We start from the raw sequence: 13,373 nt of genomic DNA on the forward strand, positions 1-13,373 counted from the left end.
AAGCCGATGTTGACTTATCGTACGGAGGTGAGGGAAGTCTCGCTAGTCTTTGGGCGCAAGAACTGGATGTGGCCATTTCAGTCTATGAACAATTTAAAGCAAAATCTTTTTTATATTTTTTATCATTTCTAAGAAAAGTCTTTATCTTGGATGGCACGAAGCTTCCAAATAGTTGTTTCTTTTGTTTGTATAATATCATCATATGTGATGGTCTCGCCTTTCTTGATCGATCTTTTCAGTTGCACGTTTTGATCGATTAATCCTAATGGCAGAGCATTCATTTCTTTTGCTTCAGAGGCTTTTAACAGCTTCCCGTAAACGGTAAAGCCTCCTATATTATCTAGATATTCTCCTTCTTCTAAATCCTTTTTCGCCACTGTTACTGTTTCACCCTGCAATCCATAATATGGTGCAATGGTAGGCTCATGATCAAAATAAGCTTTTGCAATGGAAAGAGGTGTCTCTAGACTTGTTAGGTGGTATGGACGGTATAACACGTAATTAGGGCCATCGCCCATTTTAAGATACTTCATCTCCGCATTTACTTCGTCTTTATCTGAAGCAATAATTGCAAACACACCTGGTGCAATCCCGTTTACAAAATCAACCACTTTTTTATTTTTTACTTTACCGCCTTTTTCTTCTTCCAGAAATAGTCCAGGTAGCTCAGATACCGAACCACTGAATCCATGCATACCAGGTTTATCTGGAAGGAAGCCTGTAGCATTTGCAACCGCATTCATCTCTACCATTGTTTTTGTACCATCTTGGAAGGATGCTAACATTTTCGGGCTAGAACCTTTTGATAAAGCCTCTTCTTCGGCTGTAGCTGGGTTTGCCTCCAAATTAAGCGGATTGTTTTTTCCTTTTCCTAAAGCAACGATTTCAAAGCCCATTGCATCCGCAAAATCATAAAGCTCCATAATAGCGCCAGGTTCATCACCGGCAGAACCTGTGTACACAACACCTGAAGCGTCCGCCATTTTCTTCAGTAATGGACCAACGGTTACATCAGCTTCTACATTAAGCATAACAATATGCTTTCGGTTCAAGATGGAATCCCAAGCAATCTCTGCTCCTATATTTGGTACACCAGTCGCATCTACGACAACATCTACTTCATCGAGTGATGTTACAAGCTTCATGTCGGTTGTTGCCACCACTTGGTTATGTTTTACTGCTGAAGCAGCTTCTTCTTTAACATCTGTTGTGATAACATTTGCTGCTTCAATTCCTGCATGTGTATACGCATTCTTAATGTTATCTACCTGTAGGTCAGCTGTGATAACAACACGCATCCCTTTCATACCTTCTATCTGAGAAATCATCCCTCTTCCCATTTGGCCTGCACCAATAAGTCCTACTTTTATATAGGAACCTTCATTTTCTAGTCTTTGCAACTTTCTATTCAAACCAAGCATATTTCTCCACTCCTCACAGTTGTATTCTATTTATCTTCTAAATGAAATGACGGTATTTTCGTTAATCGGAGGGATCGTCTTATTTTCTAAACAAACCGTTCCTGGCATATCTGAATGGGACTCACCGTTAAAGTGAAAAGTTGCATGACCTAATTCAGTCAATGTTTCATTTGCTTTATCTCCCACAAACAATACCTTGAAGACTTCCTCATCGATTAACATTTCATCCCCTGCTTGTAATGCTATCGACAAGCTTCCACCATCATGCACAACAGCAATTTCTTTTAAATCATTAGGGACACTGCTGTTAAAAAGAATAATCATGTTTTCCTCAAGCATTAATTCGGCGTCCTGTCCTACTTGAACAACGTTTACGTCTACATAAGGTTTGGTCATCTCCATTTTCTCTCTCCTTCATTACTAGTCTTGTATCTAATTACTCCTGTAGAAAAAACAATTCTTCACTATCTGTGCGAATGGGCACGTTTTCCTTTAGACTTCAAAATTCAACCGCATCAGCTTACTCTAGTTAAAACGCTACTTTCCTTTATCTCTTAAAATAAAAATTACAAATGTAATGGTTAGTTACATTTGTAATTATAAAGCGTTTTCTTTTTTAGGTCAATAGATTTGACGAAACCGAATGAAAATTATGTTTTTTAGCTATATAAACCAAAGCTAGCAAAGTATGCGATGACTACTGCTGCTGGTCCTGTAATCAACCTTGAAAATAGAACTGCAGGTACACCTACTTCCACTGTTTCCGGCTCTGCTTCTCCAAGCGTCAATCCGACTGGTACGAAGTCCGTTCCTACTTGCGGGTTAATCGCAAACAATGCTGGTAGTGCCATCTGTGGAGGGATATTTCCATTTCCAATTTCCACCCCTATTAATACACCAACAACCTGTGCAATAACAGCTCCAGGTGCAAGCAATGGAGAGATTACCGGAATGGAAGCTATTAATGATAGAATTAACATCCCTATTAAACTAGTCGCCATCGGTGCAACAAACTCCGCAATAATATCACCAATACCGGTATAATTAATAATCCCAATAAGCGCACTTACAAATGCCATGAATGGTAAAATATTTTTTATGATTGTATCAATCGTATCTCGACCAGATTGGAAAAAGATACTTACTACATTACCTACTTTATTTCCAAGTACTTCGATGAACCGCATAATCGGATTCTTTTTGCCCCTTTGTTGCTTCTGTTGTGCCACTGCGTCTTTTGCTTGTTGCTTCTTTTGCTGGGCAACATTTTTATCAAGCAAAGAGCTGTCTTGTGATGTTGGGTCCTGTGATTTGTCTATTGCAGCTGCTGCTTCGGAGTTATCTGTGGATGCAATTTGCGCAATATCGACTCCAGAAACGAAGTTGCCCTCATTAATAAACTTCATGAGCGGGCCTGATGGCGAATTACTGAACGTGTTTACTGTTTTAATGCCAAGTCGAGGATAGACCCCACTTCTTGCTGTTCCACCACAGTTGATAACAGCGGCAGCTACCTCTTCGTTTGGAATTGATTTTTCGAATCCATCAACCGCTATCCCACCAGTAAGATCAGCAATTTCCTGTGCTACTGCGTGAATTCCGCCACCAGTAACTGATAAAATATACTTTTGATTATCTGTAGGTTCAATGATTAATGGTCCTCCCCATCCAGATGGACCCTTTGATATTTTTACAGCTTTATATTCACTCATTATATTCTTCTCCTCTCCCGAGCTAAATTAAGATGCAACGTTCGCTTCTGCATTCTTCGCTTTGTTTTTGATCATGCGGTCTGTAATAATCTCTGTCACTAAACCTCTAAGTAACATTACAACAATTCCAACTAGTAAAAAGCGTAGAGCCAATGGTCCTAATGATAAACCTAGTGACGTGATCCCTGCCGAAACCCCCATGTAGACAAACAACTCAGCTGGATTAGCATGTGGGAAAAGCCCTGTTACCGGATGAACAAACGAAACAGCCGAGTCATAGAAAGCTGGCTTTTGTCTCTCAGGTAAAAAGCGTCCAAATGTATAACACATCGGGTTAGTTAGGAAGAAAACGGCGATAAACGGAAAAACGGTATATCTTAGAATGAAATATTTCGTACACTTTTGGGCAAAGGCATTTACTTTGTCTTCCCCGATAAATTTTATGACGGCATTTACTGCTGTAATAAGAACGACTAATAACGGAATAATACCTGTGACGAGCCCCATAAATTGTTCTCCACCGGCCTCAAACATACCGATAAAACCTTCAGCTAAATTAATTAAGAAATCCATGCTTCATTCCCCTCTCCTTTGTTTACTTCTTTTTTAATCATATCGATAGCACCTTGCAATGCATTTCTTTCTTTAATGGATAAAAATTCTGCTTCCTTGCTTGATTCCAGCTGCATGCCAATAAGTTTGTTCATATTACGAAACCTCGCAAACACAGTAAGCCCTTTCATAATTCGAGCTTCCACAATCTCCATTTGTTCATCACACACGATTAGCATAAGCGCGCCCGTACCTAGTGTCTTTTTGTAGTAGCCAGTACCGAGATATCCTGCTTTTCGTTTAGCAAATTCTTTAATATTTGCTCTGTAATGCTTCACTTGAAGCTGTGTTAACAAAAACTGTAGTGCCCAGATACCTGCAAACACAAGAATGAATGTTCCCCACAATTTTACCCCCCACCTTTACACTTGTAAAAGATTATGACGTTTGTAAACATAATAAAACGCTTACATTGAATTGTCAATGATTTTTGAATACTAATTTAATGAGCTACTTTCCAAAAGCAATTCCGCTGTCTGGTCATCCATGACTAAAGTGGTTAATATCCCTGCTTCTAAGGCTACCCGAACGCTTTCAACTTTGTGTGCACCCTGCACAATGGTAATTACTTCCGGTATTTTTTTTATGTCCTCAAGGCTTAGGCCAATCTGTCTGTCATTAAGCGAGTGATGAATCAGTTCACCTGCAGCATTGTAAAAATTGGAGTTAATATCCCCTACAGCCTCTGTTTCTTGTAGTGTCTGAATATCTTCTTCACTTAAGTACCCTAACTCTTTCATCGTTGTCTGAATAACAGGGTGCCCAACCCCGACTACCGCAATATCTACTCTTTTCCCAACCTCTAACACTTCTGCCACATCTTTAGATGCAATAATTTCTTTTTTAAACTCAGTGGTTTCTGCCACAGCCGGAGCGTACAAATAAGAGGAGCGCGTATTTAATTTTTGCGCCAGCTCGAAGGTTAAATGGTTAGAATGATAGTTTACATGAGACTGCCCCATTCCGCCGATCAGTGGAACAATGTGTATATGGGGCTTTTCCATGTTAGGAAACGCCTCAACCATGGCCTCCATAGATTTTCCCCATGAGATTCCAACTGTCCGAACTTCATCTAACCGTTTGGCTAAGTAATTTGCGGCGACATTACCTAATTGGCTTTGTGTCTTTTCTCTACTTCCATTTTTCCCCGCAATAACGAGAACTTCTTTGAGTCCATACCTTTTCTCTAACTGCATTTCTAGTTCTACTGTGTGAGCTGCTTCATCTTTTATATAGATTTCTACAATATCTTTCTCCTTTGCCTGCTTAAGTGCTTTGGAAATAATTGGGCGTGATAAACCCACTTTTTTAGCTATTTGGCTTTGGGTCCACCCCTCTAAATAATAGAGTTTAGCAATCTTCACAATAAATTTTCGTTCTTTTGTATCCACTTCTTTTCCCCCTTACGTATATCCATCTATGATGCTATAAGATTACCACAAATTTTCATTAATGGAAGCGGTATCAATTATACTCACCGTTCAAACACCGCACAATTGTAAGCCCTTTATTGACTAAAAATTTCAACAACGTTATACTGAATGTGTATTTTTACTAATGATACCACATCGAACATTTGTAAATAAGATAAAAAGGGGATGCACGAATGAAAACAGAAATCTTCTCTACTGTGTCACGTGAGACAATAGTGAAAAGAATGGAAGCAGATCATTTCGATGTATTGGTTATAGGTGGCGGCATAACCGGGAGCGGAATTGCATTAGATGCTGCGACAAGAGGGTTAAAGGTAGCGCTCATCGAAAGAAATGACTTTGCTTCTGGCACGAGCAGTCGATCTGGGAAGCTAATTCATGGCGGGCTAAAATATCTACAAAACCTTGATTTCCCAGTTGTAAAAGAAACAGGGCGCGAAAGAGCGATTGTATATAATAACGCTCGCCATCTTGTCTATCCAATTAAAATGAACTTTCCACTAGTAAAAAAGGAATCTTATAATCTTGTAACATTAAAAGCAGGTCTCACTCTCTATGATCGATTGGCAGGCGTAAAAAAAGAGGAAAGACATACCATCTATTCGAAGAAGACAACGCTAAAAAGAGAACCATTGTTTAATAAAGATACTGTTCAAGGGAGCGGAGAGTATGTAGAGTACCGAACAGATGATAGTCGGCTAACAATGGAAGTTGCCAAAACAGCTGCTGAGGCTGGAGCCTCTGCCTTGAACTATGCGGAAATGACAGAATTTCTAAAGAATGAACAAAACCAGGTGAAAGGGGTCGTTGCCAGAGACCACATTGGGGAGCAAACCTTCACGATCACAGCAAAACACATTGTCAATGCTGCTGGTCCATGGGTTGATAAAGTCAGAAAGAAAGATCGACCAATTGAAGGGAAATACATGGTACTTGCTAAGGGAATCCATCTTGTTTTCCAATATCGTGATCTACCCGTTTCTTCTTCTATTTATTTTCAGCATAAAGGTAGAATGATTGCTGTTATTCCAGTTGGTGACAGAACCTATGTAGGATCAACAGAGTCTCTCTATAGTCAGAATATGGATGACATTCATGTCAACAAGTCAGAGGTTACTTATTTGCTAGGATGTCTGCATGATATGTTTCCAGATGTGAATCTCACGGAAAAAGACATCACCTCAAGCTGGGCTGGTATTCGTCCGCTTATTGGAGAACAAGGTAAATCGCCATCAGAACTTTCAAGGCATGACGAAATCTTTGAATCGGATACAGGCCTTGTTACGATTGCAGGCGGAAAATTAACTGGTTACCGTAAAATGGCTGATAGAGTGTTAACTCATATTGAAGCAAAGGCTGGTATTCACTTAAACGGCACCCAAACGGATACAGTGAAGCTTTCCGGAGGCAAATTTGATTCCAATGAAGAAATGAATCATTATGCCCGTAAACTACACGGCATGTATCATGATCTCGAGTTGACTGCAGAAGAGATCATGAACTATGTCCTTCGTTATGGATCAAATACAGAAAAGCTACTTCACCTAATCAGTGAGCTGAACACCACTTATACCGATAAAGAAGAGCGAGATGTCCTTGCAGAAGTACACTACACTATTCAGCACGAAATGGTAGCATCCTTAATAGATTTCTATGACCGCCGAACAAGTTATCTCCTTTTCAACCTTGAAAAAGTGAAAAGGTCGCTACCCTATGTTGCGAAAGAAATGGCGACAATCCTGCAATGGGACAGTGCAAAAGAAGAGGAAGAAAGACGAGAAATGAATTATTTAATTACGAAAGCCGTGACATTTAAAGAAGCATAAAGGGGGAGACATTGGATGAAAGCAGTCGAACTTACCGGAAAAAGGAGCTTAAAGCTTACAGAAAGAGAACGTCCAAGTATACAGGACGATGAAATATTGCTGAAAGTTCATGCTGTAGGTGTATGTGGTTCAGACCTGCGCATTTTCCAGAACGGGGATGACCGTGTAGATTATCCTCGTATCACTGGGCATGAAATAGCAGGAGAAATCGTCGAAATCGGGCCGGAGGTGTATCGCTTTCAAATTGGCGATCGTGTAACACTTGGTGCCCATATGCCTTGTGGCACCTGTCACTTTTGCCAGGCAAATGAAGGGCATCATTGTGTCAAGGGCTGGTCAATTGGCTATCAAGTTGATGGTGGATTCGCTGAGTATGTAGTATTGCCAAGTCTCTTTATTCGCAACGGATCTGTTCAGCGAATTGCGGCTACGACGTCTTACAAGCTTGCCTGCTTATCCGAACCGTTTTCCTGTGTGTTAAGTGGCCTCCAAGAATTAGAAGTACATGCTGGAGAAACTGTTGTCGTTTACGGAGCGGGCGCAATCGGTTGCATGTATATTGCTGCATTGAAGCGTATGGGTGCTGCGAAAATAATTGCAGTCCAGCGTTCTAAAGATAGGCAAAAGAAAGCACTCGAAATTGGCGCAGATATTGTCATTGACCCGAACAGGGAAAACACAGTGGACAGCGTCATGGCGGAAACAGAGGGACTTGGTGCACATGCTGTCATCGTGACAGCGCCGTCGCCAGCAGTTCAAAATGAGGCGCTAATTCTTGCTAGAACAACAGGACGCGTGTTGTACTTCGCAGGGATTAAAAGTGTCACCGACATGCCAATCAATACGAACCCAATTATTTATAAGCAACTAAAAATTGTTGGGACCCATGGTGCTCCAAGACATCTTCACATGGAAGCAGTAAAATGGATTGATCAAAGTTTACTGGACTTTTCTTTTTTTGTTACCCACACCTTCCCATTAGAAGAAACAGAAAAAGCATTTGAAACAGCATTAAGTAAAGAAGGTTTGAAATCGGTGGTTGTACCTACGCAGAAAAAGTAAAGTATGTTTGCAGGTTTCCCACTTACTTAAGAGATAGAATGACCAGACCAAATCGCCTATGATTTGGTCTTTACTTATTTATAGGCAGAGGATTTACATAACAACTTAGCAAAAGGTAGTTTAACATATAGCTTCTTCGGTATTAATTATTGAATATTATGGTATTATAAAGTAAAGTTATCTAACTATCTGGACAGATTGGTTTAGTTAATTAATAATGAAGGGGTGAATTTTTTGGATGGTTGGATAAGTGGATTACCTGATATGTTAATATTCATTATTTTATATAGCCCTCTTGCAATGGGCATTTTTATCATGGTTAAATTAACAAAATGGTTCGTCATAAAAAAAGAAATTAACAATCGTATGCTCCTTATCGCTTTGGTAATAAATGTACTTAATTTTTATCTCATCTATGATTTGATGACGCCATCCCCAGAGGTCAGTTCTGGAAACGGCAACCCGTTTATACCAAATATCTTTATCTCCTTCCTACTATTTATCTCTTTCTGTGTTGTTTTTTCAAAAAAGATTATTGAAATTCTCTCAAAGCAAAAGACTTGGATTAGTATATTAGTCATTGCCATTACGTTAGCAATCACTTGGTTTTCATTTGTTTCCCAAATGGATTTTGTCTTAACGATAAAAGAAGCGCTTTACTATCCACTTGATAATTGGTTAACTTGGTGGAAAAGCATCCATCTAAACTATCTATACTTTAACCCTTTTACCTTTCTACTTGGAATCTGTATTTCTTGTTTAGTCGCAGGTATTCTTGGTTTATCTAAAAGGAAGCCATTGTAAAGTGAAACTTCATATTTTGAAGTGAGAGTCTTACGGACGGTTACAGCTGGGTAAACCATCCTTTTATTTAACTGCATTAAAACAAAAAGCCCGGATTTAAATATCCAGGCGGTTTTTTTGCTTACTATTACGGTGCTAACGTACTGTCTCGTTTAGTATGTTTAGCACCTGTTTTGAATTTCCTCTTTACTAATTATTTCTATATCCATTAGTCTTCCACCAATTCCTGTGCTGTTCGATCATCTGTAATGAGAACATTTAAGTATCCACCCTGTAGTGCGGCTTCAATACTTTCAAGTTTGTAGGAGCCCTCTACTATCCCGATCACCTTAGGTATTTTACGTATTTCATCCAAGGTAAGGCCTATGACTTGGTTATTCAGCGGATGATCTACTTCCTCACCGACAGCATCAAAAAACTTAGAACTGATATCGCCTACCACCCCAGCTTTTCGTAAGGAAGCTAAGTCCTGTTCATCTAGATAACCAATCTTCTCCATCGTAGAACTTTTATAAGGGTTACCCAGACCTACTACGGCCATATCTACATTTCTTCCCTCTTCAAGCACAAAAGCTATATCCTTTGAGCTAACAAGTCGTTCTCTTAAATCCTGGCTTTCTACCATTGCGGGGGCATATAGATATGAGCAGGATGCGTTCATTTTTTGTGCCAGATTAAAGGACAGTTGATTGGAATGTAAATAAACATAATCACTTCCCATCCCCCCAACTATTGGCACAATATGAATATCGCTGCGACGCTCATACGGATATTCTTCTACAAGGGATAGAAGCGTAGATCCCCAGGAAATTCCTAAACTTTTTATATTCGTAAGACTCTTGGAAACATATGAGGCAGCAGTCTGGCCAAGTTGTCGCTTCGCCATTTCCGGTGCAAATCCTGCAGTAGACACGACAATTACCTCATTTAAGCCATACTTCTTTTCGAGTTGTTGCTCTAAATCCACCGTGTGGGATGTTTCATCTTTAATGTAAATCTCAACAATACCTTCTTTTTTTGCTGTGTTTAATAGTTTGGAAATTACTGGCCTTGATACATTATGTTTATTCGCTATTTGTTGTTGTGTCCAACCATCAAAGTAATAAAGCTTGGCCACTTTCACCATTAATCTTCTATCTTCCCAATTCAGCATAAAATCTCTCTTCCCTCTTAGATTACATATGTTCACCATTCATACATATGTATGTATCATATACTTCCGCTCGTTGTCCTGTCAAGGTGAAATAGGCGTCAGGTTAAGGGTTTTGCTTCCCAATACCTATTCCACTCTAAAAATCCTCGTTGTCCTCTGCTCGTTTCCTTCTTTATCTGCACCTAGGAAGGTGACAACATGGAATTTTTCCTTCAGTGGTTCTTTAGGTGTAAAAGATAGGATAGCTAATTTCTTATCATACGTTGCCTGGTTTGAAATGCCATCCACGATAACTTTTAAGCTCTCCGGATCGAGCTCTGTTCCTTCCTCCACCTTCAATTCTGCAGTTAGGGTAGGTGTACGTTCATTAAGATTTTCTCCCATTTCTACTTCAGGAATGATAGAAAGTCCCTGGGCACGGATCACTCGGTCTGCCGCTCCCTGGATCTCATTTAGCACTCTCAACGTGTTAAGACCCATGATTTTGCTGACCTCTTCCTCTGAGTATCCTCGTTCGGTCAGTGCTTCTTTTATTTTTCCAATTTCACTGGAGTCCTTTATATCACTCGGCAGCTCAGCTCCATCAAAATCAGAGCCGATCGCAACATGATCTACTCCCATTATTTTAACAGCATGATCAATGTGATCTACCACATCAGAAATCGTGGCTCCACCCGAATCTGTAAGAAATTCTGGATAAAAGACAATTCCGATGACACCGCCATTTTCTTTTAGTGCGACGAGTTGCTCATCTGTTAGGTTACGCTGGTGATCTTTTAATGCCTTAACACCAGAGTGGGTGGCAATAACTGGTGCCTTCGTTGTTTCCATTACATCCCAAAACGTGCTCTCCGCCATATGGGAAACATCCACTGCCATCCCTAGACTATTCATTTCTTTAACTACCTTCGCTCCAAGTTCTGTAAGACCGCCTGATGAGGCCGTTTTCGCCTGGTCATCATAAATTTGATCGGCCCCTTCTCCAAGGGCGTTGGAATAATTCCACGTAAAGCCCATTACTGCGATGCCAAGATCTTGATATTGGCGAGTTAGCTCTATAGCATTTTCCTTATTTAAGGAATAAGCCCCTTCAATTGTTGGGACAGCTGCAATTTTGCCACGATTTGCAGTGGCAAGGATATCAGGTGCATGTGAAACGATTTGTAGCTGCTCGGCATTATTTTCTGCCGTCCAATATAAAGAGGAGATTTGCGCAAGTGTGTGGCTTATGCTCCGCGCATCATTTCCATAAAAGCCTGGTGTATATGCAGCTAAAAAGGGGACGTTTAATCCTCCTTTTTGCAACTTGGGGATATCAACTTCAAAATCTGTATTTTTCCCGAGATCTGTTGTCGGCAACCAAGTCTCAGAGTCTATTGATTTATACAGTGCATCCTGATGCCCATCCACAATAATTTCTGCAGTATTTGATCCCATCATCCCTATTCCCCCTTTCATATTGCTAAGCAATGTTGTTGAATTAGGAAGCACGAGGACAATAGACAGGATGATATAGAATAATTTCATATTCAACGTGATGCTTCCCCCCTTTTTTTAATTATTTTATTGTTTGCTGTGCAAGATGGTTAGAGGTGCGCCACTTTTGGTGTTACTTGCGTCTCTTTCTGATTTGGCCGCACCACATTTGGGTAGGGCTGCGTCACTTTTAAATTGCGGCACGCCACATTTGGGCAGAGCTACGTCTATCTCGAGCTGTGATGCGTCACTTTCCGCTGTTCACGTTTCACTTCGCCATGTTTTGGTTTCACTTTCCACTGCTCTCGATTCACTTCGCCATGCTTTGGTTTCACTTTTGGCTGTTCACGATTCACTTTAACATGATATCGTCCCTCTCCCCACACATCATCTCAACAAAGACTCTGCTCCGTCAATGAATAGTTCGGTACCTGTAATATGGCTGGATTGGTCTGACAGGAGAAAGTGAACGAGATTTGCCACTTGCTCAGGCTTTCCTGCACCATGCTCGAGTGGCTGGCCGCCTTCTGGGAATTCTATTGGGATTTGCACCTTTTTTAAATTCTCTTCTTCCGGAAACGTGTTCTTCCCAATATTTGTTTCAATTGCTCCAGGGCAGATGATGTTCACTCGAATCCCATACTCCGCAAGCTCCAGTGCAGCCATTTTCCCGAAGGCCATCTGTCCAGCCTTGGATGAGCTGTACGCACTCATGCCAAACCCTGTGAAGGTACGGTTCCCATTGATGGAGCTTGTGATTACGATGCTGCCGCCATTTTCTTTCATATGTGGAATGGCGTATTTTACTGATAGGAACGTGCTCCGGAGATTTGTTTCCAATGTTTTATCCCATTCCTCTGGGTCTAAATCTTCAATGGGGGCAATTGTGCCGTTGATCCCAGCATTGGCAAACACTGCATCTAAACGTCCCCATTTACTGGATACCTTTTGAAAGCTTGCTTCCATCTCTTCTGGTTTGGAAACATCTGTCTCACAGACAATCGCTTCCCCGCCTTCTTTTTCGATTTCCAGTTGTACTTTCATTGCATTCTCTTCCTTAAGATCAAACAGTGCCACTTTTGCTCCAGCTCGAGCCAATTGTAAAGCAGAAGCCCTGCCAATTCCAGAACCTGCACCTGTAATGATTGCAACTTTATTTTCCATTACCGTATACCACCTTTTTTTAGGGAGTATACCCTTTTGCAGAAGATGTATGTAAGATTCTCTGCTTTTTATAACATACCAGCCTCTGTTGTACGGGTTAGAATGGGGAAAGGTTCCAGCCTAAAAGCGCCCCAATGATTCATGCAATTGGGGCGCTACTTTTTAGTCTGTACTTAACTTTGCATACAGGGCGAGGTCGACGAACCTCCCCTTTGCTTTCTCAGCTTCACGTAAAATGCCTTCAAACGTAAATCCGAGTTTTTGTAGCAATCGAATAGAATTGTCATTTTCAGGCTCCACCTTCGCTTCAATTCGGTGAAAGCCTAATTCTGCATATGCATACTTAGTAAGTGCATGAATAGCTTCTGAGGCGTAACCCTTTCCCCAATGTTCCTTTGCCAGTTCATAGCCCAGCTCTGTTTTATGGTTTTCAAAATCGAGTACGTTATAGCCACAACTGCCGATAATTTTCCCACTGTCCTTCATCCGGATAGTATACCGGAGAGCCTTGTTCTCTTTAGCCAGCTCTGTTAAAACGTTGATCATTTCTTTCGCCTGATCTTCCCCGGTAAAGGAGGGAATGTTCATAAACCTGGTGACTTCAGGGTCTGACCATATAGCAAACAGCTCAGCCGCGTCGTTCTCTTGCATCCTTTTTAATGTCAATCGTTCTGTCGTAAGGTCGTTCATCAATTTCTTCCTCCAATTTA

The 13,373-nt window shown here is 40.7% G+C and carries 13 protein-coding genes; 3 read left to right on the forward strand and 10 right to left on the reverse strand.

The features are described from left to right. Nucleotides 1-128: 128 nt before the first annotated feature. From BN988_RS09715 to BN988_RS09740, 6 genes are all read right to left on the reverse strand, one after another. A complete protein-coding gene (locus tag BN988_RS09715) occupies nucleotides 129-1,421 on the reverse strand; it encodes an NAD(P)H-dependent oxidoreductase (RefSeq protein WP_036575674.1) in 1,293 nt (430 codons plus the stop codon). Nucleotides 1,422-1,451: 30 nt separating this feature from the next. Continuing rightward, the gene (locus tag BN988_RS09720) at nucleotides 1,452-1,823 is read right to left on the reverse strand and encodes a PTS glucitol/sorbitol transporter subunit IIA (RefSeq protein WP_036575677.1); all 372 of its coding nucleotides are present in this window, start codon (nucleotides 1,821-1,823) and stop codon (nucleotides 1,452-1,454) included. A gap of 257 nt (nucleotides 1,824-2,080) precedes the next feature. Then, nucleotides 2,081-3,133, reverse strand: coding sequence for a PTS glucitol/sorbitol transporter subunit IIB (srlE, locus tag BN988_RS09725; protein WP_036575680.1), 1,053 nt, complete (start codon nucleotides 3,131-3,133; stop codon nucleotides 2,081-2,083). Nucleotides 3,134-3,160: 27 nt separating this feature from the next. Next, nucleotides 3,161-3,706, reverse strand: a complete 546-nt coding sequence (srlA, locus tag BN988_RS09730; RefSeq protein ID WP_036575683.1) for a PTS glucitol/sorbitol transporter subunit IIC — start codon at nucleotides 3,704-3,706, stop codon at nucleotides 3,161-3,163. After that, entirely contained in the window at nucleotides 3,694-4,092 is a 399-nt protein-coding gene (locus BN988_RS09735; protein ID WP_036575685.1) for a transcriptional regulator GutM, read from the reverse strand. The genes srlA and BN988_RS09735 overlap by 13 nt, the downstream gene beginning before the upstream one ends. A gap of 90 nt (nucleotides 4,093-4,182) precedes the next feature. Beyond that, nucleotides 4,183-5,136: a sugar-binding transcriptional regulator gene (locus BN988_RS09740; RefSeq protein ID WP_036575688.1), complete on the reverse strand. Its 954-nt coding sequence runs from the start codon at nucleotides 5,134-5,136 to the stop codon at nucleotides 4,183-4,185. A 215-nt stretch (nucleotides 5,137-5,351) separates the two neighbouring features. On the opposite strand from BN988_RS09740, the gene BN988_RS09745 reads away from it, so the two are divergent. From BN988_RS09745 to BN988_RS09755, 3 genes are all read left to right on the forward strand, one after another. Next, nucleotides 5,352-7,004: a glycerol-3-phosphate dehydrogenase/oxidase gene (locus BN988_RS09745; RefSeq protein WP_036575691.1), complete on the forward strand. Its 1,653-nt coding sequence runs from the start codon at nucleotides 5,352-5,354 to the stop codon at nucleotides 7,002-7,004. A gap of 15 nt (nucleotides 7,005-7,019) precedes the next feature. After that, nucleotides 7,020-8,066, forward strand: coding sequence for a zinc-dependent alcohol dehydrogenase (locus BN988_RS09750; protein ID WP_036575694.1), 1,047 nt, complete (start codon nucleotides 7,020-7,022; stop codon nucleotides 8,064-8,066). A gap of 234 nt (nucleotides 8,067-8,300) precedes the next feature. Next, entirely contained in the window at nucleotides 8,301-8,870 is a 570-nt protein-coding gene (locus tag BN988_RS09755; RefSeq protein WP_036575696.1) for a hypothetical protein, read from the forward strand. Nucleotides 8,871-9,078: 208 nt separating this feature from the next. Here the strand turns inward: BN988_RS09755 and BN988_RS09760 are convergent, their stop codons facing one another. From BN988_RS09760 to BN988_RS09775, 4 genes are all read right to left on the reverse strand, one after another. After that, entirely contained in the window at nucleotides 9,079-10,023 is a 945-nt protein-coding gene (locus tag BN988_RS09760; protein WP_036575699.1) for a sugar-binding transcriptional regulator, read from the reverse strand. 126 nt (nucleotides 10,024-10,149) lie between these two features. Continuing rightward, on the reverse strand, nucleotides 10,150-11,550 hold the full coding sequence (locus BN988_RS09765) for a dipeptidase (protein WP_051557878.1): 1,401 nt from the start codon (nucleotides 11,548-11,550) through the stop codon (nucleotides 10,150-10,152). A 336-nt stretch (nucleotides 11,551-11,886) separates the two neighbouring features. Further along, a complete protein-coding gene (locus tag BN988_RS09770; RefSeq protein WP_036575701.1) occupies nucleotides 11,887-12,663 on the reverse strand; it encodes an SDR family oxidoreductase in 777 nt (258 codons plus the stop codon). Between the two features lie 162 nt (nucleotides 12,664-12,825). After that, on the reverse strand, nucleotides 12,826-13,356 hold the full coding sequence (locus BN988_RS09775) for a GNAT family N-acetyltransferase (protein WP_036575703.1): 531 nt from the start codon (nucleotides 13,354-13,356) through the stop codon (nucleotides 12,826-12,828). Between the last annotated feature and the right edge of the window lie 17 nt (nucleotides 13,357-13,373).

It is taken from the genome of Oceanobacillus picturae (assembly GCF_000612865.1).
Lineage (GTDB): Bacteria > Bacillota > Bacilli > Bacillales > Amphibacillaceae > Oceanobacillus_B > Oceanobacillus_B jordanicus.

What these genes read in the sequence shown, in the direction of transcription:
- BN988_RS09715 (WP_036575674.1), bottom strand. Translation starts at nt 1,421, where the DNA reads ATGCTTGGTTTGAATAGAAAGTTGCAAAGACTAGAAAATGAAGGTTCC.
- BN988_RS09720 (WP_036575677.1), bottom strand. Translation starts at nt 1,823, where the DNA reads ATGGAGATGACCAAACCTTATGTAGACGTAAACGTTGTTCAAGTAGGA.
- srlE (WP_036575680.1), bottom strand. Translation starts at nt 3,133, where the DNA reads ATGAGTGAATATAAAGCTGTAAAAATATCAAAGGGTCCATCTGGATGG.
- srlA (WP_036575683.1), bottom strand. Translation starts at nt 3,706, where the DNA reads ATGGATTTCTTAATTAATTTAGCTGAAGGTTTTATCGGTATGTTTGAG.
- BN988_RS09745 (WP_036575691.1), top strand. Translation starts at nt 5,352, where the DNA reads ATGAAAACAGAAATCTTCTCTACTGTGTCACGTGAGACAATAGTGAAA.
- BN988_RS09750 (WP_036575694.1), top strand. Translation starts at nt 7,020, where the DNA reads ATGAAAGCAGTCGAACTTACCGGAAAAAGGAGCTTAAAGCTTACAGAA.
- BN988_RS09760 (WP_036575699.1), bottom strand. Translation starts at nt 10,023, where the DNA reads ATGCTGAATTGGGAAGATAGAAGATTAATGGTGAAAGTGGCCAAGCTT.
- BN988_RS09765 (WP_051557878.1), bottom strand. Translation starts at nt 11,550, where the DNA reads ATGAAATTATTCTATATCATCCTGTCTATTGTCCTCGTGCTTCCTAAT.
- BN988_RS09770 (WP_036575701.1), bottom strand. Translation starts at nt 12,663, where the DNA reads ATGGAAAATAAAGTTGCAATCATTACAGGTGCAGGTTCTGGAATTGGC.